At 43.4% G+C, this 20539-nt stretch carries 17 protein-coding genes, 1 tRNA gene and 2 pseudogenes; 3 read left to right on the top strand and 17 right to left on the bottom strand.

What is annotated here, in order from left to right:
- Window positions 1-30: 30 nt before the first annotated feature.
- The gene (cdoA, locus tag ACQVGT_RS05295; RefSeq protein ID WP_015384474.1) at window positions 31-516 is read left to right on the top strand and encodes a cysteine dioxygenase; all 486 of its coding nucleotides are present in this window, start codon (window positions 31-33) and stop codon (window positions 514-516) included.
- Window positions 517-620: 104 nt separating this feature from the next.
- Here the strand turns inward: cdoA and ACQVGT_RS05290 are convergent.
- The 3 genes from ACQVGT_RS05290 to ACQVGT_RS05280 all read right to left on the bottom strand — a co-directional run bounded on the left by ACQVGT_RS05290 (window position 621) and on the right by ACQVGT_RS05280 (window position 2889).
- Window positions 621-693: transfer RNA gene (locus tag ACQVGT_RS05290), tRNA-Ala, on the bottom strand.
- A 107-nt stretch (window positions 694-800) separates the two neighbouring features.
- Entirely contained in the window at window positions 801-1631 is an 831-nt protein-coding gene (locus ACQVGT_RS05285; RefSeq protein ID WP_014477785.1) for an undecaprenyl-diphosphate phosphatase, read from the bottom strand.
- Window positions 1632-1722: 91 nt separating this feature from the next.
- Entirely contained in the window at window positions 1723-2889 is a 1167-nt protein-coding gene (locus tag ACQVGT_RS05280; protein ID WP_015483614.1) for an AI-2E family transporter, read from the bottom strand.
- Between the two features lie 181 nt (window positions 2890-3070).
- Between ACQVGT_RS05280 and iolU the strand changes: the two genes are divergently transcribed.
- Entirely contained in the window at window positions 3071-4057 is a 987-nt protein-coding gene (gene iolU, locus ACQVGT_RS05275; protein ID WP_015384476.1) for a scyllo-inositol 2-dehydrogenase, read from the top strand.
- Between the two features lie 40 nt (window positions 4058-4097).
- On the opposite strand, the gene rhaA is transcribed toward iolU, so the two are convergent.
- The 10 genes and pseudogenes from rhaA to mcpB form a co-directional block, all read right to left on the bottom strand.
- Window positions 4098-5372, bottom strand: a complete 1275-nt coding sequence (gene rhaA, locus ACQVGT_RS05270; protein WP_015384477.1) for an L-rhamnose isomerase — start codon at window positions 5370-5372, stop codon at window positions 4098-4100.
- A 25-nt stretch (window positions 5373-5397) separates the two neighbouring features.
- Window positions 5398-5712, bottom strand: coding sequence for an L-rhamnose mutarotase (gene rhaM / locus ACQVGT_RS05265; RefSeq protein ID WP_015384478.1), 315 nt, complete (start codon window positions 5710-5712; stop codon window positions 5398-5400).
- Between the two features lie 17 nt (window positions 5713-5729).
- Window positions 5730-7187 (bottom strand): rhamnulokinase, encoded by a 1458-nt coding sequence (rhaB, locus tag ACQVGT_RS05260; protein ID WP_015384479.1) that lies wholly within the window; start codon window positions 7185-7187, stop codon window positions 5730-5732.
- Between the two features lie 4 nt (window positions 7188-7191).
- A complete protein-coding gene (gene rhaR / locus ACQVGT_RS05255; protein WP_015384480.1) occupies window positions 7192-7968 on the bottom strand; it encodes a rhamnose catabolism operon transcriptional regulator RhaR in 777 nt (258 codons plus the stop codon).
- A gap of 57 nt (window positions 7969-8025) precedes the next feature.
- Window positions 8026-10095, bottom strand: a complete 2070-nt coding sequence (locus ACQVGT_RS05250; RefSeq protein ID WP_015384481.1) for a bifunctional rhamnulose-1-phosphate aldolase/short-chain dehydrogenase — start codon at window positions 10093-10095, stop codon at window positions 8026-8028.
- Between the two features lie 135 nt (window positions 10096-10230).
- Window positions 10231-12219 carry a methyl-accepting chemotaxis protein gene (locus ACQVGT_RS05245; RefSeq protein ID WP_003243983.1) on the bottom strand — a complete coding sequence of 663 codons (1989 nt, stop codon included), beginning with the start codon at window positions 12217-12219 and terminating at the stop codon, window positions 10231-10233.
- A gap of 112 nt (window positions 12220-12331) precedes the next feature.
- Window positions 12332-13282, bottom strand: a complete 951-nt coding sequence (locus tag ACQVGT_RS05240) for a methyl-accepting chemotaxis protein (protein ID WP_369877620.1) — start codon at window positions 13280-13282, stop codon at window positions 12332-12334.
- A 42-nt stretch (window positions 13283-13324) separates the two neighbouring features.
- Window positions 13325-14173: pseudogene (gene mcpA / locus ACQVGT_RS05235) on the bottom strand (methyl-accepting chemotaxis protein); the annotation flags it as partial.
- A 269-nt stretch (window positions 14174-14442) separates the two neighbouring features.
- A complete protein-coding gene (tlpA, locus tag ACQVGT_RS05230; RefSeq protein ID WP_015384483.1) occupies window positions 14443-16431 on the bottom strand; it encodes a methyl-accepting chemotaxis protein TlpA in 1989 nt (662 codons plus the stop codon).
- A 175-nt stretch (window positions 16432-16606) separates the two neighbouring features.
- Window positions 16607-18595, bottom strand: a complete 1989-nt coding sequence (mcpB, locus tag ACQVGT_RS05225) for a methyl-accepting chemotaxis protein McpB (protein WP_015384484.1) — start codon at window positions 18593-18595, stop codon at window positions 16607-16609.
- 157 nt (window positions 18596-18752) lie between these two features.
- Between mcpB and ACQVGT_RS05220 the strand changes: the two genes are divergently transcribed.
- Window positions 18753-19490, top strand: a complete 738-nt coding sequence (locus tag ACQVGT_RS05220; RefSeq protein WP_015384485.1) for a protein-glutamine gamma-glutamyltransferase — start codon at window positions 18753-18755, stop codon at window positions 19488-19490.
- A 13-nt stretch (window positions 19491-19503) separates the two neighbouring features.
- On the opposite strand, the gene ACQVGT_RS05215 is transcribed toward ACQVGT_RS05220, so the two are convergent.
- The 4 genes and pseudogenes from ACQVGT_RS05215 to ACQVGT_RS05200 all read right to left on the bottom strand — a co-directional run bounded on the left by ACQVGT_RS05215 (window position 19504) and on the right by ACQVGT_RS05200 (window position 20524).
- On the bottom strand, window positions 19504-19758 hold the full coding sequence (locus tag ACQVGT_RS05215; RefSeq protein ID WP_015384486.1) for a protein YuzH: 255 nt from the start codon (window positions 19756-19758) through the stop codon (window positions 19504-19506).
- A 128-nt stretch (window positions 19759-19886) separates the two neighbouring features.
- Window positions 19887-20024, bottom strand: coding sequence for a hypothetical protein (locus ACQVGT_RS05210; protein WP_015384487.1), 138 nt, complete (start codon window positions 20022-20024; stop codon window positions 19887-19889).
- A gap of 13 nt (window positions 20025-20037) precedes the next feature.
- On the bottom strand, window positions 20038-20436 hold the full coding sequence (locus tag ACQVGT_RS05205) for a secondary thiamine-phosphate synthase enzyme YjbQ (protein WP_003243483.1): 399 nt from the start codon (window positions 20434-20436) through the stop codon (window positions 20038-20040).
- Window positions 20396-20524, bottom strand: a pseudogene (locus ACQVGT_RS05200) (hypothetical protein). Before ACQVGT_RS05200 ends, ACQVGT_RS05205 begins: the two are co-directional and overlap by 41 nt.
- Between the last annotated feature and the right edge of the window lie 15 nt (window positions 20525-20539).

Genomic DNA, 20539 nt, shown 5'->3' with positions numbered 1-20539 from the left:
AATTTTAAATATTCTGGGAGGCAAAAACGAATGGAACTGTATGAGTGTATCCAAGACATTTTTAGCGGCTTAAAAAATCCATCGGTTAAAGATTTAGCAACATCTTTAAAACAAATTCCAAACGCAGCAAAATTGAGTCAACCGTATATTAAGGAACCAGACCAGTACGCTTACGGCCGAAATGCCATCTATCGAAATAATGAATTGGAAATTATCGTGATTAACATTCCGCCAAACAAGGAGACGACAGTACACGATCATGGTCAATCCATTGGTTGTGCAATGGTGCTAGAAGGAAAGCTTCTTAATTCTATTTATCGCTCAGCCGGCGAACACGCAGAACTCTCCAATTCATACTTTGTCCACGAAGGAGAATGCCTTATTTCAACCAAAGGTTTAATTCACAAAATGTCCAATCCGACATCCGAACGAATGGTGTCTCTTCATGTCTACTCCCCCCCTTTGGAAGACATGACGGTCTTTGAGGAACAAAAGGAGGTATTGAAAAATTCATGATTGACAGATAAACTGCTCACTTTGACTTCGCTCAACTGTAGGATTCAGAGAATGAACCTTTTCCTCAAAACAAAAAACCCTTATAGAATAAGGGTTTAAAGGTATGGAGCCAAGGGGGCTCGAACCCCTGACCTCTACGCTGCCAGCGTAGCGCTCTCCCAGCTGAGCTATGGCCCCGTATGTAACGTCATGTTTATTATAGATGATTTTTTTTTGAAAAACAAGCTGTTTCCTCTCGAATTGACAGAAAAAATAAGGCTCGGAAAAGAGCCTTATTTTTCGACTTACATCATGATCAAAAGTAAAATCACACCGAGAATAATTCGATAGATTGCAAATGGGACAAGTTTGATTTTGTTAATCAGCCTTAAGAAGAAACGGACGACAAACAGTGCGACCACAAAGGCACAGATAAAGCCGACGATGAAAAATGGCATCAGATCCGAGCTTAAGCTGTCCCAATGCTTCACGAGGCTTAGAAAGCTGGCTCCCATCATGATCGGCATCGCCATAATAAACGTAAAGTCGGCTGCCGCTCGGTGGTTTAATCCGAGAATAACACCGCCGGAAATGGTTGAACCCGAACGCGAGAAACCCGGCCAAAGGGCAAGACATTGGAATAAGCCGACTGCTATCGCCTGTTTATAGGAAATGCGGTCGAGCGTGTCTGTCGCTGTTTTCCGCTTATTGACCCAGTCAGCAAAAAGCATCAGGATTGCCCCGGCAATTAAACCGATGGCCACAGTTTTAACGGAAAATAAATATTCATCAATGTAATCTTCAAACAAAAAGCCGAGAACAGCTGCAGGCACGAGTCCGACGGCAATTTGGGCAATGCTTAATTTATGTCCCTGCTCCTGGTCGCTTGTGATATTTTTTTTCAAGCCGAGTAAGTTTAAAATTCGGTCTTTAAACACGATAGCTACTGCTAAAATGGAACCTAGCTGAATAACCACCTTGAATGAGTTAGCAGCTTCTTCTGACATCAGATTACTTGATTTAAGCCAGATGTCGTCTACTATAATCATATGTCCTGTCGAAGAAACCGGCGCGTACTCTGTTAATCCTTCTACGATTCCTAAAATGGCGGCTACAAACAATTCCCATAGAGTCATGATTTTGATTCTCCCCATTAGACATTTATTTTTTACATAACGGGAGCTTTCCATAAATGGAAAGCCCGTCTTATATAACTATAAACGAAAATCACACTTTATGACCCGGCGCATTTTCATTTTTTTCTTCGTCGTATAAATGTGACCGCATTTTAAACCAGTCAAATAAATGTGTCGTAATGACTTTAGCAACTGCATAGCCCGGAATGGCAAGAATGATTCCAACAACGCCAAACAGTTTGCCAGCTGTTAACAGCAGAAAAATAATTGTGATAGGGTGGATGTGAAGGTTTTTTCCCATAATTTGCGGAGAGATCAGCTTCCCTTCAATCAGCTGAACAATGGTCCAAACGATCACCAATTTAAGCAGCATGAGCGGCGATGTCACTATGGCAATGATAATCGCAGGCGTAATGGCAATCGTTGGCCCTAAATATGGAACGATGCTAGTACAAGCCGCAATGACGGCTAGCAATGAAGCATAATCCAGCCCGATAATCAAATAACCGATAAACAGCAAAAACCCGATACAGAAGCTGACAATGATCTGGCCTCTGATATAAGAGCTTAACCGATGATTCATTTCGCTTAAGACTGTGTATGTCTGTTCTTTCAATTGCGTCGGAACAAACTTCAGTATGTAGACCGGCAATTTTTTTCCGTCCTTTAACAAATAGAAAAGGATAAACGGAACCGTAACGATTGAAATGATAATCTCAGTCAGGGCGCCGATAAAATTCCCAACGCCGGTAAAGGTACTGTTCACAATTGTCGCTGCCTGATCTGAAACCTTTGTTGCGAGATCAGATATATTGATGTTCGTCGTTTGCTGGGCCTGATTGACGAAGTTGCTGCCGATCAGCTGTTTCGTCTGATTTTCAACGATATCCACATATCTTGGGATGTTGTCGATTAAACTCATAATTTGTTCTTTTAAAAAGGGAATGATGGACACGATTGTGATCGTGATCAGCCCGATAATCAATAGATACAACAGTAAAATAGAATAGATTCTTCTTATTCTTCTTCTCTCAAGGAAATCGACGACCGGGTTTAACAGATAAAAAACAATGCCTGTCAAAATAATCGGAAGTGATATCGTTTTGAGCAAAACAATAATCGGGGTGAAAATAAATGATGTTTTTGTAAATACTAGAATATTTAAACCAATCAGCAGCAGCACAAGCAAAAATAAAACAAACTTATTGTCCAAGAAGAATCGCTTGAATCTGCCGCTCCATGTTTGCAACGTCTCCACTATCGTTCCTCCGTCATACATAGTTTAATTAAATTGTACACTATCGTCCCTATAATGAAAAATAAAAACCGTTAATTGCTGGAAAAGCTTTCACGGTTTTAACATTCTATTTATATCTATCATGTGATTTTGTTCTTTTTAAGCTATAATTTAGCTATATCATACAAAAGGAGCGATACGAGTGATACGTTTTGCAATAATAGGAACCAACTGGATTACAGACCGCTTTCTTGAGTCAGCAGCGGATATCGAAGATTTTCAGCTGACTGCTGTTTATTCAAGATCGGCTGAACGCGCTGCCGAGTTTGCTGCTAAACACAACGCTGCGCATGCCTTCTCAGACCTTCAGGAAATGGCGGCGAGCGATTGCTTTGATGCCGTATACATAGCGAGCCCGAACGCTCTTCATAAGGAACAAGCCGTTCTCTTTATGAACCATGGCAAGCATGTGCTTTGTGAGAAGCCGTTTGCTTCGAATACAAAAGAAACAGAAGAGATGATCTCAGCGGCTAAGGCAAACGGCGTTGTTCTCATGGAAGCAATGAAGACCACTTTCCTGCCGAATTTCAAAGAGCTGAAAAAACACCTGCATAAAATCGGTACTGTCCGCAGATTTACCGCAAGCTACTGCCAGTATTCCTCACGGTATGACGCGTTCAGAAGCGGAACTGTTTTGAATGCGTTTCAGCCTGAGCTTTCCAATGGGTCATTAATGGATATTGGCGTCTATTGTATTTATCCGGCTGTTGTGTTGTTTGGCGAGCCAAAGGATGTAAAAGCAAACGGATATGCTTTATCTTCCGGAGTGGATGGAGAAGGAACTGTCATTCTGTCTTACGACGGGTTCGAAGCCGTTCTGATGCATTCCAAAATCTCTACTTCCTATGCCCCAGCGGAAATCCAGGGTGAAGACGGGACGATTGTAATCGATACAATTCACCGGCCTGAACGTGTTGAAATCCGCTACCGGGACGGCCGCCTAGAAAACATCTCGATTCCTGATCCTAAACCGGCGATGTTCTATGAAGCAGAAGAATTTGTCACGCTCATAAAAGAGAATAAGCAAGAATCTGAAGAGAATACATTTGAACGGTCTTTGACCACCGCAAAAATTATGGAAGAAGCAAGAAAGCAAATGGGGATTATATACCCTGCTGATCAAGCTTAAAAAAATCCGCACGCGCGCAAATGCCGCGGCGGATTTTTTATTAGACAATCGGAGAAGATGCCTTCCTTTTTAAAAGCACCTGTTGCTCATATTCTTTGATGTCATGAAGCCATGCCTCTTTTACCGGAACGCCCATTTGCTCACAGTAGGAATCCCAGATGGCTCCGAAAGGATATGTTTTGAATTCCTCCATCAGGGCCAGCCTTTCTGTATAGCGGCCCTCTTCCTGCAATTGTTTTAAATAGCCGTTCGGGAGAAGCAAGGCATACAATAAAGCTTTGATCATATTTCTCGTTCCGATGGTCCAGGCGGCTACACGGTTAATGCTGGCATCGAAAAAATCCAGACCGATGGCGACCTTCTCAAGAGCCTGATTTCGTACAATTTCAAGAGCGATTTCTCTCAATTCATCATCCAAAACCACTACATGGTCGCTATCCCAACGAACAGGCCGCGATACGTGCAAGGCAAGCTTGTCTGTGTAAAGCAGCATGGACGAGATCTTGTTTGATACCGTCTCAGTCGGATGGAAATGGCCTGTATCAAGTAAACAAAGCTTATGATTCGTCAAAGCATAAGCTAAATAAAATTCATGAGATCCGACAACATATGATTCGGAGCCAAGCCCGAACAGCTTGCTCTCGATTGAATCAAGATTGTGTTGTTCACTGATCTCCTCTGCGAAGATCCGATCCAGTGATTCTTTTAGTCTTTTACGCGGTGTCAGCCTATCACTCGGGATATCCTTATAGCCGTCGGGAATCCAAATATTCGTCAAGCAAGGTGTTCCTAATTCTTTCCCGAAGTATTCCCCGATACGGCGGCACGCGATGCAATGCCTGATCCAAAATTCTCTGATGTCCGGATCAGGGTGTGAAAGGGTGAGTCCGTCAGCCGCTTTCTCATGCGAAAACAAGGTTGGATTAAAATCTAAACCGAGACCAAGTTTTTTTGCCCATTTCACCCAGTTTTCAAAATGCTGCGGCTTCAATTCGTCACGTTCTACCGCTTCCCTGTTTGTTTCTGCGTATATCGCATGCAGGTTTACGCGGTGCTTTCCAGGAATGAGAGAAAGAGCCTTCTCCAAATCTCTTCTTAATTCTTCAGGAGTTTGCGCTTTTCCGGGATAATTGCCGGTCACGTCAATTCCGCCTGAAAGCTCGCCCTTATTTACTTCAAAGCCTTCAATATCGTCACCCTGCCAGCAGTGGATCGAAATGGGCACTTGCTCTAATTGCCGAAGCGCCTCTTCAACATCAATTCCCCATTTTTCATATGCCTGTTTTGCACTGTCATAATTGGTTTTTATGGTCATACGGCTCTCTCCCTTTATCAGTTTTTTAATCCAAATAAAAAACTTCCTTTAGATCTACCGAAACAGGACTGAAATCCGAATTTGTTTTCATTAATGGCGACATCGATTTCCACCATCTTTGGCAAACTTCTGTGTCCGCCATCTTTCTCCATTTCTCTTCATCCTCTATTTCTAAATATGCAAAAAGCCTGCCTGTTTCCTCGTCTAGAAAAATGGAATAATGGTGTGCTCCATGAGCTTTGAGTGCTTCGGCCATCTCAGGCCAAATGTCATCATGCCGCTGCTTGTATTCTTCGTACTTGTCTTGATGGACAAACATGATACTGGCTTTTCTTTTCAAACCTTTTCACCTCTTCATCATTGAGATAGCGCTTTCAAAACAGTTTGCTGAAAGGACTGAATGATCGTGCTTCTGTCAATGTCTTTAGGTGTAAACACTTTGATCGGAAAGGAATTTCTGACGACTTGCCGGGCTTCTTTTATGTCTTTGACTTCTTTGGCAGCAATCATTTGCATCAAAAGATTTCCGGTGGCAGTTGCCTCTATCGGCCCTGCATATACCGCTTTTCCACTCATGTCTGCCGTTAATTGATTTAAGAAGTCATTTCGGGCTCCGCCGCCGATGATATGAAGCTGCTGAATCTGTTTTTCTGTGATCGTTTCCAGCTCTTTGATGGCAATCGCATAGATGATGGCTAAATTGCTGTAGATGCAGCAGGCAAGTTCGCCTGCAGTGCGAGGAGTCTTTTGGCGGGTTTGTCTGCAATAATGTTGTATTTCCTTTATCATGTTTTCTGGATTCAGGAATCGTTTATCATTTAAGTTTATAAATTGCTGGAATGGTTCTGTTTTTTCGGCTTCTTCTGCAAGCTGCTGAAAAGAATAATCTGCTTGTAACTGCTGTCTGACTTCTTGTATCACCCACATGCCGATAATGTTTTTGAGAAAGCGAATGGTGTTGTTTGCGCCGCGTTCATTTGTATAGTTGTTTTCTAAAGCAAGATCAGTTATTATCGGTGTTTTGTTTTCAATCCCGATTAACGACCATGTTCCGCTGCTGATATACGCCCAGCCATCATGTACGCCTGGCGCCGCAATGACGGCCGAGGCCGTATCATGTGTTGCGACTGTCATCACCTTGCACGCCGGGAGATCATAATCCGGGAACCACTCATTTCTTAGCTTCCCGAGCTCACACCCCGGTTCAGTCAGCGGCGCAAATTGCTGTTCCTGAACGGACACGGCTTCAAGCAATTCAGGATCAAGATTTCCCGTTGAGGCGTTTAAAAGCTGTGTTGTGGACGCGTTTGTGATTTCCGTTACAGCTTTTCCGGTTAAACAATAGCCTAAATAATCAGGAACCATCATAATTTTGTCTGTCTTTTTCAGCAGCTCACGGTCTTCTTCATACAATTGATAGATCGTGTTGAAAGGCTGAAATTGTATTCCTGTTTTTTGATAAATTGCGGCTTTTGAGAGGATATGTTCCAGTTTGTCTATTGTGTGATCTGTTCTTCTATCACGGTAGGAGATTGCTTCCCGCAACCGATCGCCTTTTTCGTCCAGTAAGACATAATCAACTGCCCATGTATCAATGCCTACGGTGCAGTGTTCATACCCAAGCGTCTTTACTTTTTGCAGTCCTTGCAGGATTTGTTTTAGCAAATGATCAATATCCCAAAAGCAATGCCCGTCTCTTTGACTGAAACCGTTAGCGAACCTGTGAATCTCTTGTATGTCAAGCTTCCCTTCATTCAGTTCACCTACCATGATTCTCCCGCTTGATGCGCCTATATCAATGGCAGTATAAATCATTCTTTCACCCTCTCTTCGAAAGAGGAACAGCTGTCACCTTCACCTTTTTGTCCTCAAGAGCTTTTACCGATGCCGGATCAAGTCCAGAATCCGTAATTAGGCGGCTGACATCTTGCAGCGAGGCTATATGTGAAAACTCGCGGTTCCCCCATTTGCTTGAATCGGCCATCAAAACGGTCTGGTCCGACCTTTCGATCATCCGTTTTTTGAGCAGCGCCTGCCACTCATTTGAATCACTCATCCCGTTGTGTACGTCGAATCCCTTACATGACAGAAAGGTTTTATTGACATGATAGGTCTCAAGTGAACGCTCTGCTAACGGGCCGGCAAACGATAATGATTTTTCCAGCAAAATGCCGCCTGTTGAAATGACTGATATGTTTTCTTTATTGCTGAGTTCAATAGCTGCTTTCATTGAGTTTGTAATCACGGTGAGCTCAATGTCAGGGAGTATTTTCGCCATGTACCAGGCGGTTGTGCTTGCATCGAGAATGATTCGGTCTCCGCTTTTTACATATTTGGCCGCTTCGTGAGCGATAGCTTTTTTTTCGATGACATTCGTGATTTCCCGTTCAGAAAAATGAATTTCTGATTCCTTCTGCTGAATACTGACCGCTCCTCCGTGGCTCCGGCTCAGTTTATGTTCTTTTTCAAGCTTTTCAAGATCACGCCGAATGGTTTCCTCTGTGACTGAAAATATGTCACTTAATTCGGAAACGCGGATGCTTGAACGCGTATTCACTATTTCCACTATTTTTTGCTGCCGTTCTGCTACTAGCATCAGTAACGCCCTTCCTCATATCGTAGTCCATCTTATATTTTTTATCTTAGCATATTTCTAACGCGTAAAAGCAGCAGGGACGCCGCCGTCTACCGTAATCATGCAGCCCGTTGTTTTTTCGGCTTTGGAAGAAGCGAAGAATGCAATGGCTTCGGCAATATCCTCCGGGTAAATATTGACGAGCAATGCTGTACGTTTCCGGTAATGTTCCTCCAACTGATCTGGTTCAATCCCGTACGCCGCGGCTCGTTCCTCCCGCCAGCTTGAACCCCAGATTGCCGATCCTTGAAGAACTGCATCAGGCAAAACGGAGTTGACCCTAATGCCGAATTCTCCACCTTCTGCTGCGATGCATCTTGCTAAATGGGTTTCAAGCGCCTTAACAGAGCTGTAGGCAGAGGCGTTTTTGCCCGCATAAACCGAATTTTTCGATCCGACAAATACCATGCTTCCGCCTCTATTTTGCTGTTTCATCTGTTTAAACGCTTCACGGGCTACAAGGAAATAGCCTGTTCCTAAAACATTCATATTAAGATTCCATTCTTTTAGACTTGTTTCGTCAAATGGGCTTGATGTGGCCAGCCCGGCATTATTGACGACGATATCAATGCCGCCGTAAGCAAGCGCCGCTCGTTCAAAAGCTGACTGTACGTCTTCCTCCTTTGTCACATCCATTTTGACAACAATTGCCCGTCCTTCTCCGTATGCATCGTTTATTTCCCCGGCAATTTTCTGTGCACCTTCTATATTCAGATCAGCTACGATCACGTGCCCTCCCTCAGCTGCAAATCGGCGGCATGCTGCACTGCCGATTCCGCCGGCTCCTCCAGTTATCAACGCGACTTTTCGGGAAAATTCTGCTTCCGGCGGGGCCAGCGTGAGTTTATATAGTTCGAGCGGCCAATATTCGACATGGTAGGATTCATTTTCATGTAAAGAAACAAATTGCCCCAGAGCGGTTGCTCCTTTCATCACGGCGATGGCCCTCCGATATAAAGCCCCGCTTACTTTAGACATGGCATAACTTTTTCCTGTATTCACCATTCCAATTCCAGGAATCAATATCACCCGCGGGGCGGATTCAAAGATTTGATCCCCATCCTGCTGATTGCGTGTAAAGTAAGCCTGATACTCTGATGTAAAGGTCTCGACTCCTGACTTGATCAGATCCGCAAGCTTGTGCACATCTTGAGTTTCCGGATTCCAATCAATGTACAGCGGAACCCGTTTTGTGTGAACAAGGTGATCCGGGCATGCCGCACCGATTTGCGAAAGTGCTGGCGCTTGGACACTGTTTACAAATTCCAAGACGTCGTCATGATCATCATAGGAAAGGATCATTTTCTTTTCTTCACTTACTGCTCCTCTGATCACAGGCATGATGCCTGCCAAGATTTGTTTTCTTTTATCCTCCGGCAGCGGCTGATACCTTTTGCCTCCGAATACCTCATGCTGATTGATACGATCGTTAATATACTGCTCGGCTTCTTGAATGATGGATATCGTTTTTTGATAACATGTTTCAGACGTCTCTCCCCAAGTGACTAAGCCGTGTTTCTCCATTAATACAAGCTCGGCGTGGGGATTTTTTGCTACGCCTTCAGTGATCATTTTAGACAAAGTAAATCCAGGACGGACGTATGGCACCCATACAAACCGGTTTCCATAAATGTCTTCAGCGATTTGTTTTCCATTATCTGCACAGCATATGCTGATAATCGCATCTGGATGGGTATGATCAACATGTTTGTATGGCAGAAAAGCGTGTAATAGCGTTTCAATTGAAGGGCGGGGATGTTTGCTGTCTATCATACAATGAGACAGGTAATCTACCATTTCTTCATCTGGCATTTGGTCCCTTTTAATCAGCGGGCGGATATCATCTAATTTCAAACCGGTAAAGTTATGCGCTTTCATTGTTGCCAAATCCGAACCGCTTCCTTTTACCCACATGACTTCTATTTCACGGCCTCTAAAATCCTTTCCCGTTGTTTTCATAGATGTATTCCCCCCGCCCCAGTTGCAGACAGTGCGGTCTGACCCGATCAGATTGGACCTGTACACCAATTCGTCTACACCTTTAGGCAGCTGTGCAGCTCGGTCTGAATCCCATATATGTTTCACCATATTTGATATTCCTCCATCCCCTTTTATTTGTATCCGTTTTCATTATATATGATTTCCGTTTGTTTTTGAATTGTTTTTGTTTATTTTTGTTTTTAACAAAAAAGAAAGCAGCAGATATGCCGCTTTCTTTTTTCATTAAGATTCAATTTTAAATTTCTTCGTAATGTCCTGAAGTTCTTCCGCCATGTTTGCCAACGTTTCCGCTGAAGAGCTGATTTCTTCCATAGACGCAAGCTGTTCTTCAGCCGAAGCTGCGATATCCTGAATGCCTGCTGAGCTTTCTTTCGCCACTGCAGAAATATCTTCAACGGCACTTGACACTTCCTGCGATCCGGCTGACAGTTGTTCAACCGTCGCGTTCAAGTTTTGCAATTCGCCGGAAATTTGAGTTGTCATCTCATAGATTTGTTTAAAGCTTTCCGCTGTTTGATCCGTAATCTGCAAGCCTTCTTTCACTTCATGATTCACGGATTGGAACATTGAAAGTGAGGTGCTGATTTCCCTGACAATCTCTTGAATTAATCCTTCAATTTCCTTGGCGGAGTCTGCTGATTGTACAGCAAGTTTTCTAACCTCTTCCGCAACTACTGAGAAACCTCTTCCGTATTCTCCCGCTCTTGCCGCCTCAATCGCAGCATTTAATGCAAGCAGGTTGGTTTGATCAGCAATGCCATTAATCACATTCAAGATGCTTGTGATGTCTTGTGATTTTGTTTCAAGGCCCTTTACAACCGCTTCCGCTTTTTGAACGGATTGGTCAATTGTTTTCATCTGGCCGACTGTATGCTCCACCAGCTTTTCTCCGCTGCCCGCTGCCTCAGAGGACTGAATCGATGATTTCGTAATGGTTGAAGAGGCCTGAGCCACTTTTGAAATCCCCTCGTTCATTTGAGAAAGATGATTTGAGCTTGTTTCCAGTTTCTCGCTTTGTGCCTCGTTGCCATCTGAGAACTGTTCGATGGCAAGTGTAATATGTTCAGTTGCCTTGCTTGTTTGGGCTGCGCTTGCCGTCAGCTCCTCAGAAGATGAAGCAACGTTTTCTACAGACGTTTGAATAACGCCGATTACAGAACGCAATGATGCAGACATTTCATTAAAGCTTTCACCAAGCTGGCCAAACTCGTTTTTCGAGTGAATGTCAATGACTTCTGTGAGATCTCCGCTGCTGATTTTTGCAGACGTTGAGACAAGTTTTCTTAACGGCTTGGTGATGGCACGGATAATATAGAGTATGAGTATGCCGCCGATTACTATTGACACGCATAGAATGATAACCGCAGTGTTCAGCACCGGGCTTGAAGCATCTTGCAATTCACTGACAAAATATGTGCCCGCGATTTTCCAGCCAGTCAGTTTATTTGTCGTAAAGGCCATTTTCTTTTCTTTGCCTTCGAATGTATATTCAAATGAGCCTTCTTTTTTGGAATATACTTGGTTTGTCCAATCGCCGGAACCGGTTGTCCCCGGCTTAATGGTCGGATGGGCGATATATTTTTTGTTGCCTGTCGTAATAAATGCAAAGCCTTCTTTACCGATTTTGATTCTTTTTGATGCAGTAAGCACTTCATCCAGGTTTAAATCCAGCGCTATAACCCCTGAACCGTCTTTTAATTGTTTTGAAATTGTGACAACGATATCTCCTGTCGCTTCATCGGTATACGGTTCTGAGAAAACAGCTTGTCCTTTTTCCGCAACCGCCTGTTTGTACCAGTCACGTCCTGTCGGATCGAAGCCTTTCGGAACACCGCTATCCGGATATTTATAAAGCTTCTTATCTTCTGAAGCAGCATAGATTGCGCCTACATCGTCGTTAAGTGTCGTGTACTGCTTAAATTTCTCTTTCAGTAATGTTTTGTTTTTGCCTAGCAATATGTCTTTATCGACAGTCTCACTATAATAATCTATTGCTTTTACTTTATCTTCTAATTTATTTTGCAGCGTACTGTTTAGTTCTTCAACATTTCCCTTCGCACTGCTTATGAGCTCTCTGTCTAACGCATTCCAAGCTGATTGATAACTGAAATATGCTAAAACCCCAACCGGCAAAATAAGCACTGCCAGAAACGCAGCGATTAGCGGTTTGCTGATCGATGGCTGTTTGATCCATTGTATGAATTTTCCCATTCTCGTTGACTCCTCCTTTAAGATAAATCTAATATCGTCAAACTAGGATAAAAGGTTTAATAAAAAAACTAAAAAAACACCCAAGCGCAACAAGCTTGGGTGTTAAGGCTTATTATTCGATTTTGAATCGTTTGGTCATATCGCGAAGCTCTTCCGCCATAGAGGAAAGGGTTTCTGCTGACGAGCTGATTTCTTCCATGGAAGCAAGCTGCTCTTCGGCTGACGCCGCGATATCTTGTATATGCGCTGAGCTTTCTTTTGAAATCGATGCAATGTGCTCGGATGCTCCCGAAACTTCCTCAGAGCTCGCAGAAAGCTGCTGAACCGTCGCACTCATATTTTGCAGTTCGCCGGCGATTTGGTTCGTCATTTCAGAAATGCGTTTGAAGCTCATTTCTGTTTTATCTGTGATGTCAAGACCTGTCTGCACCTCTTGATTGACAGATTGGAACATGCCGAGAGATGTATTAATTTCCTTCACAATTTCGATGATTAATCCTTCAATCTCTTTTGCTGAATCTGCTGACTGTACTGCCAGTTTTCTTACTTCTTCCGCTACAACCGAGAAGCCGCGGCCGTACTCGCCTGCGCGCGCTGCCTCAATTGCTGCGTTTAAGGCAAGCAGGTTCGTCTGGTCTGCGATGCCGTTGATCACACGCAAAATGTTTGTAATATCTTTCGATTTCGTTTCCAATCCGCGTACGACTTGCTCCGCTTCTTTAACGGACTTGTCAATGACATTCATTTGGCCGACGGTTTGATGAACAAGCTTGCCGCCTTCACTTGCAATTTCTGTCGATTGAACAGATGAATCAGTGATCACTTCAGAAGCTTGAGCCATATTCGTCAATCCGTCATTCATTTGATAAATGTGCTCTGCTGCCGTTTCAATGTTTTCGTTTTGTTTTTCATTGCCGTTAGAAAATTGTTCAATCGCCAATGTAATGTGCTCTGTTGCCTTGCTCGTTTGCGCAGCTGATGCAGTGAGCTCCTCAGAGGAAGCGGCAACATTATCTACCGAATCCTGGATGGCGTGTATGAGAGAACGAAGTGACGACGCCATATTGTTAAAGCTTTTGCCGAGCTCGCCTAATTCATCTTTTGAACGGATATCAATGGTTTCCGTCAAATCTCCCTCGCTGATCCGCTTAGAGGAACCGACAAGCTGTTTCAGCGGTGTTGTAATCGATCGAATGATCAAAGTCATGACGATAATCCCTATGATAATAGCTGCGGCCAAGACAATTAAAGCAAGGTGAAGGACAGGCTGGGCTGCTTCATGGATTTCATCCAAATACATGGTGCCGCCGATCTTCCATCCCGTCAACTTGTTTGTGTCAAAGGCCATTTTTTTCTTATCGCCATCCATGGTGTATTGAAAATCGCCTTTATCAGCACTCAGCATCTTATCGAGCCAGTCGCCTTTTAATTCAGTTCCTGATTTTTCATTCGGGTGAGCGACAACTTTTTTGTCCTTCGTCATGATAAATGCGTAGCCTTGTGTGCCGATGTTGACTTTTTTGGTTGTTTTCAGCAGATTTTCAATCGTCATGTTGATTGCGATAACGCCTGAACCATCTTTTGTCTGCTGGGCGATTGTCACAACCATCGTATTTGTCGACGCGGTTTTATAAGGGTCTGTGATCACGACTTTCCCTTTATTTGCAACCGCTTTTTTGTACCAGTCGCGTTCAACCGGATTATAGCCGCTTGGCATCGGAAGATCCGGATAGCGGGTAAAGTGTCCTTTTGTGTCGCTTGTATAAATGGATTCTACATCCTTGTTAAGGCTGATATATTGTGAGAATTTCTCTGCAATGCTTGCATTGCTTTTTGCATTGTATTTCTCTTTTGTCAGCCATTCGCTGAAATAATCAGCACTGTTTTCTTTTTCGCTGATGCTGGTGTTAATGATTTCGTTTAATTGCTGTACATTTTCCAATGCGCTCCCCATCATCTGTCTGTCGAGTGAGCTGCTAGCCGATTGATACGCAAAGATCGCCAATATGACAACCGGTATGATAAGGATCGACAGAAAGGAAACGAGAAGCTTCCTTGTAATTGATCTTTGTTTTATGAGTTGGAGTATTTTTTTCATCATTCATTTCTCCTTTTTTATGCTACCCTTCATATCGGCTGGAAATGGGTAAATATATACAGCAAAAAAGAAGAAATTTAACAAAAGTAACTAATTTCCCATAAATAAATAGTATTTTAGACCTATTATTTATCTACTTTAAATTGTTTTGTCAGATCACGGAGTTCTTCAGACATTCTTTCAAGCGTCAGTGCAGATGAACTAATCTCCTCCATGGATGCCAGCTGTTCCTCAGCTGAAGCGGCGATATCTTGGATGCCATCCGAGCTTTCCTTAGAAATGGCTGTGATATCATTTGAAGCTGCGGAAATTTCTTGAGCTCCCGCTGACAGTTCCTCAACCGTCGCATTCATGTTTTGCAGCTCGGAAGCAATTTGATTGGTCATTTGCGATATATGTTTGAAGCTCTGTTTAGTTTCATCCGTCATGACAAGCCCTGTTTCAACTTCTTTGTTTACGGACTGAAGCACGTTCAGTGATGTGTGAATTTCTTTTACTATTTCACTGATCAGCGATTCAATTTCTTTTGCCGAGTCAGCCGACTGTACCGCGAGCTTTCTCACTTCCTCAGCGACGACTGAAAAGCCCCGTCCGTATTCACCCGCTCGGGCCGCTTCAATGGCGGCATTTAAAGCCAATAGATTGGTTTGATCCGCAATGCCGTTGATGACACGCAAAATATTTGTGATATCCTTTGATTTGATCTCCAGCCCTTTCACCACATGTTCCGCTGCTTTAACGGAATGGTCAATTGTGTTCATTTGGCCTGCTGTTTTCTGGACGAGTGTCTCCCCTTTACTTGACACTTCTGTTGAATCTGCGGATGTTTCTGTAATCACTGCTGCAGCCCGCGCCAGCTCTGCTAATCCGTCATTCATTTCATTAATTTGTTCGGTTGTCGTTTCTATTTTCTCGCTTTGGCTTTCACTGCCGTTTGAAAATTGCTCGATAGCCATCGTAATGTGCTCAGTAGCTCTGCTTGTCTGGTCTGCCGATGCAGTCAGCTCTTCAGACGATGAGGCAACGTGTTCTACTGAGTCTTTGATCCCGTGAATGAGCGAGCGAAGCGAGTGTGCCATATGATTGAAGCTCTCGCTCAGAACACCGAGTTCATCTTTTGAATTGATTTCAATCGTTTCGGTTAGATCGCCTTCACTAATTTTTTCAGCGGATGCGACAATGCGTCTCAATGGCTTTGTGATGGACCGAATCACAAAATAAATCGCCGTCATTCCAGCTGCGATGGCAATCGCCAGAACGATTGAAGCCATGATCAGAACCTTGCTTGCAGCATCGTGAATCTCGTTTGCATACATCGTACCGCTGATTTTCCAGCCTGTTGTTTCGCTTGTTGCAAATGCCATTTTTTTCTTTTTGCCTTTGTACGTATATTCAAAGTCCCCGCTCTTATCCTTGTAGAGCTTATCAACCCAGTCCCCTTTTAGCTCTGTTCCCGCTTTTTCTCCGGAGTAGGCGATGACTTTCTTGTTTTGGTTCAAGATAAAAGCATAGCCTTCTTTTCCGATATGGATTCCTTTCGCAGTAGTGACTAAGTCATCAATTTTCATATCAATGGCGACAACGCCTGATCCATCCACCGTTTGACGGGCGATGGTGACGACCATTTTTCCTGATGAAATCGATTCATAAGGCTCAGTGACAATTGTTTTGCCTTTATTGGCCGTTGCTTCTTTGTACCAATCTCGATCCAAAGCATTAAAGTCACTTGGCATGTCAGCGTACGGATAACGGGTGAATTCCCCGTCTTTGCTGCTGGAGAATACCGCAGCGACATTATCATTCATTTGGATAAATTGTTTAAATTCCTGTTTCAGCTCTGTTTTCTTTTTATCCTGAAATTTTTCTGCTGTAGCCCAATCGCTGAAATACGCGAGGCTTTTTTCAGTCGTGCTGATTTTATCATCAATGATGTGATCTAATATCTGAACATTTTCCTTTGCGCTTTGCGTCATCTGTACATCAAGTGAGGCAACTGCTGATTGATAAGCGCTAACCGAAAGGGCGGTTATCGGAACAATTAAGATCAGCAGGAAAGAAATAATAAGTCTCCTTGCAATTGATGATCTGCGAATAGTGGTGAGTGTTTTTTTCATTTCCTTTTGAACCTTCTTTCAATAATTTACAAATTATATCGGCGGATCTTCCTTTAAATTACATTGAAAATGGAGGAAAAAATGAAAAATAGTTCTAAATTCACCTGTTAAACTAGGACTTTATTATTGTTTACCATATAAAAAAACAGCGCTTTGATGCGCTGTTTTTTGGCTTTTACTCGATTTTAAATTGTTTCGTCAGATCACGAAGCTCTTCTGCCATCTGCGCAAGAGTGGTCGCTGAGGAACTGATTTCTTCCATGGAAGCAAGCTGTTCTTCAGCTGATGCGGCAATGTCCTGGATGCTTGCCGAGCTTTCTTTCGACACGTCTGCAATGCCGCTGACTGCTGCTGAAACATGCTGTGAACGGTCTGACAGCTTCTCGACGGTGGAATTCATCGTCTGCAGCTTGCCCGCGATTTCGTTTGTCATGCTGAAAATGCTCTGGAAGCTTTCTTTTGTATTGTCTGTGACAACAAGTCCGGACTGTACTTCCTGATTGACCTCTTTAAACATGTGAAGAGAGGTTTCGATTTCTGCGACGATTTCTTGGATCAGCTTTTCGATTTCTTTTGCTGAATCGGCTGATTGGACAGCCAGCTTGCGCACTTCCTCCGCTACAACAGAGAAGCCGCGTCCTGACTCTCCGGCACGCGCCGCTTCAATGGCTGCGTTTAGTGCAAGCAGATTTGTTTGGTCAGCGATTCCGTTGATGACTCTCAAAATGCTTGTGATGTCTTTTGATTTTCCTTCTAAGCCTTTGACAACAGCTTCAGCCTGCTGAACAGATTGATTAATCGAGTTCATTTGTCCGACTGTCTGCTGCACAAACTTCTCACCCGTTCCGGCAATTTCCGTTGATTGGATAGATGCCTTTGTAATATCTGACGATGTTTGTGAGACTTGCTGAAGTCCTTCATTCATTAAGTTCAGCTGATGAGAGCTGGATTCAACCTTTTCGCTTTGCTCCTCGTTTCCGTTTGAAAACTGCTCAATCGCCATCGTAATATGCTCGGTGGCTTTACTCGTCTGCCCGGCAGATGCGGTAAGCTGTTCGGAAGATGCGGCCACATTGTTCACCGAGTCCTGAATAGCGCTGATCAGAGAGCGGAGAGATTGTCCCATTTCATTGAAGCTTTCCCCAAGCTCCCCAAGCTCATCCTTTGAATGGATTTCGATCGTTTCGGTCAGATCCCCCCTGCTGATCGTTTTCGATGATTGGACAAGACATTTTAACGGTTTTGTAATCGAACGAACGATAAACAGAATTAAAATTCCGCCTGCCACAATCGAAGCAATCAGCACGATCATTCCTGTTGTCAGCACAGACTTTGAGGCATCCTTAATTTCATCCATATACATTGTGCCGGCTATTTTCCAACCAGTCAGTTCGTTTGTAGTATAGGTCATCTTTTTATCTTCGTTATTAAGAGTATACTGGAGTTCACCGCTGTCATTCGCATACATTTTGGCTACCCAGTCGCCTGAAAGCTTTTCTCCAGCCTTATGGTTCTTGTGGGCGACATAGGTTTTGTTTTTTGTTGCAATGAAAGCATAACCTTCTTTTCCGACCTTGATTTGTTTCATTTGTTCTAACAATTTATCAATGGTAATATCCATGGCGACAACGCCAGATCCGTCCTTCAGCTCCTGTGCAATGGTAATGACCATGCTTCCGTCACTCGCAGCCACGTAAGGATCTGTCACGACAATTTCACCGCCGGCCTTCATCGCATCCTGGTACCAAGGGCGTTGTCTCGGGTCGTATCCGTCCGGCAATTTTTCTTTTGGCGCTTGTACGTAAGTGCCGTTATCTGCGCCCCCATAAATTCTGGCTACTCCTTGATTAATAGATACATATTGTGAAAATTTAGCTTTGATCTCTTCTTGATTAGATTTCCCTTTGAATGCGGATCTTTTAAGAGATTCACTGAAAAAGGTGACTGCTTTCGCTTTTTCTCCCAGATTATTTGTAACAGTTGTATTAAATGTATCGACACTGTTTTTCGCATTTCCCATAATTTCCTGATCCAGCTTTCCGCTGGCGCTTCGGTAAGAACTAAATTCTAATATAAGAATAGGGATAATGAGAATCGCGATAAATGAGACGATTAATTTCTTTGAAATAGACGGTTTCTTCAGCCAATTGATAAAAGTCTTCATGTCACTTGCTCCTTCAGGTTTGATACAGTATATATCGGCTGCTTAAAAAAGTTTTAAAATAAAAAATGGAAGAAGTTCTTTTTGGCTGTCTTCTGTCTTTTTAACTTTCATTGCCCAAGCCCTTTGCATATCTTATAAAAAACAAGGGGGGCTAAACATGATTATTGTATCAGGACAATTGCTCCGTCCCCAGGATATTGAAAATTGGCAGATTGATCAAAATCTGAATCCGCTGTTAAAAGAGATGATTGAGACGCCTGTTCAGTTTGATTATCATTCAATTGCTGAACTGATGTTTGAGCTTAAACTGCGGATGAATATTGTAGCAGCGGCAAAGACGCTGCACAAAAGCGGGGCGAAGTTTGCCACTTTTTTAAAAACATACGGGAATACAACGTATTGGAGGGTTTCACCGGAGGGCGCCTTGGAGCTGAAATACAGAATGCCGCCTTCAAAAGCGATTCGGGACATTGCAGAGAACGGCCCGTTTTATGCGTTTGAATGCGCAACCGCAATCGTTATCATTTATTACTTGGCCTTAATCGATACAATCGGAGAAGATAAATTCAATGCCAGCTTTGACAGAATTATTTTATATGACTGGCATTATGAGAAATTGCCGATATATACGGAAACAGGACACCACTTTTTCCTTGGAGATTGTTTGTATTTTAAGAATCCTGAATTTGATCCACAAAAGGCGCAATGGAGAGGCGAAAATGTAATTTTACTGGGGGAAGATAAATATTTTGCCCATGGTCTTGGAATCTTAAACGGACAGCAAATTATTGATAAGCTGAATTCTTTTAGGAAAAAAGGAGCCTTACAGTCAGCCTACCTTCTGTCTCAGGCGACCAGACTGGATGTTCCGTCTCTTTTCCGCATCGTCCGCTAAAAAGCCCCATCGCCTATTTTCCGGACGGTGGGGTTTCAAATGCCTTTCGTTTTCGATAGAAGGGGGCTGTGCCGAAATATTGGTTCGCAGCCCACTCCATTTTTTCAAGGTCATTTCTTGTCACGATTGGATCCTGGCTGCTCCATTTGATAAAGCGGACAAAATAGTAGCCTTTGATAGGAACCATTGTAACTTTTGAGTGAGGCCAGCCTTCAAATACAAACTCAATTTTCCCTCTTTTTTTATAAGAATATTGAAGAATGTTCATATCTGTCACCTCAGTTTATCAAGTTACGTTCGGCAAAGCTCGGTACGTTTACATCCATTGATTGACTATCCCTCATGCAGGCTTTCCTGAAAACAAAGGATGAGGCGCGTGTCTCTTTCCCGCGCTTTTTATTTTGCATATGGATTAGCTTTTCGAGCATGTCGTGACTGAGATAGCCGAATGCCAAGCGCGCCTTCATTCGATAAAGCGGCAGCCGAGGCGGGTGTGACAAGCCCTCCGGCTATCGGCGCTTGTTCAGCGATCATGCTTTTGTCACTATTATCCCATCATTTTGATATAGCATGTCCGGGTGCGAGGGCCGTCAAATTCGCAGAAATAAATGCCCTGCCACGTTCCAAGAATGAGCCGGCCGTTTTCCACAATGACATGCTGTGAAGCTCCGACCGTACTCGACTTCATGTGTGCAGCTGTATTGCCCTCCATATGGCGGTCCAGCTCATGTTCCCACGGATATACCTCATCAAACCTTCTGAGCATATCTTTTTTGACGTCCGGATCGGCATTTTCATTAATTGTAATACCCGCAGTCGTATGCGGACAGTAAATCAGCGCTGCGCCGCTCGTTATACCTGTTTCTTGAAGAAACGCTTCCACCTCCCGGGTGATATCAATCATTTCATCTCGTTTTGTCGTTTTGATTTGCAGTGTTTTCAGCATTTGTTTCTCCTTTCTTTTGTCCGCTCTATTAATTCGTTCTGTGTTCTTTTTTTCCTGTTAAACCGCTCTCATAAACCTGATACAACAAAAAAACTCCAGTCTA

The organism is Bacillus sp. SCT118 (genome assembly GCF_058566435.1).
Note: the sequence above shows the minus strand (reverse complement) of the source record. Positions and strands in the feature narration are given on the sequence as shown.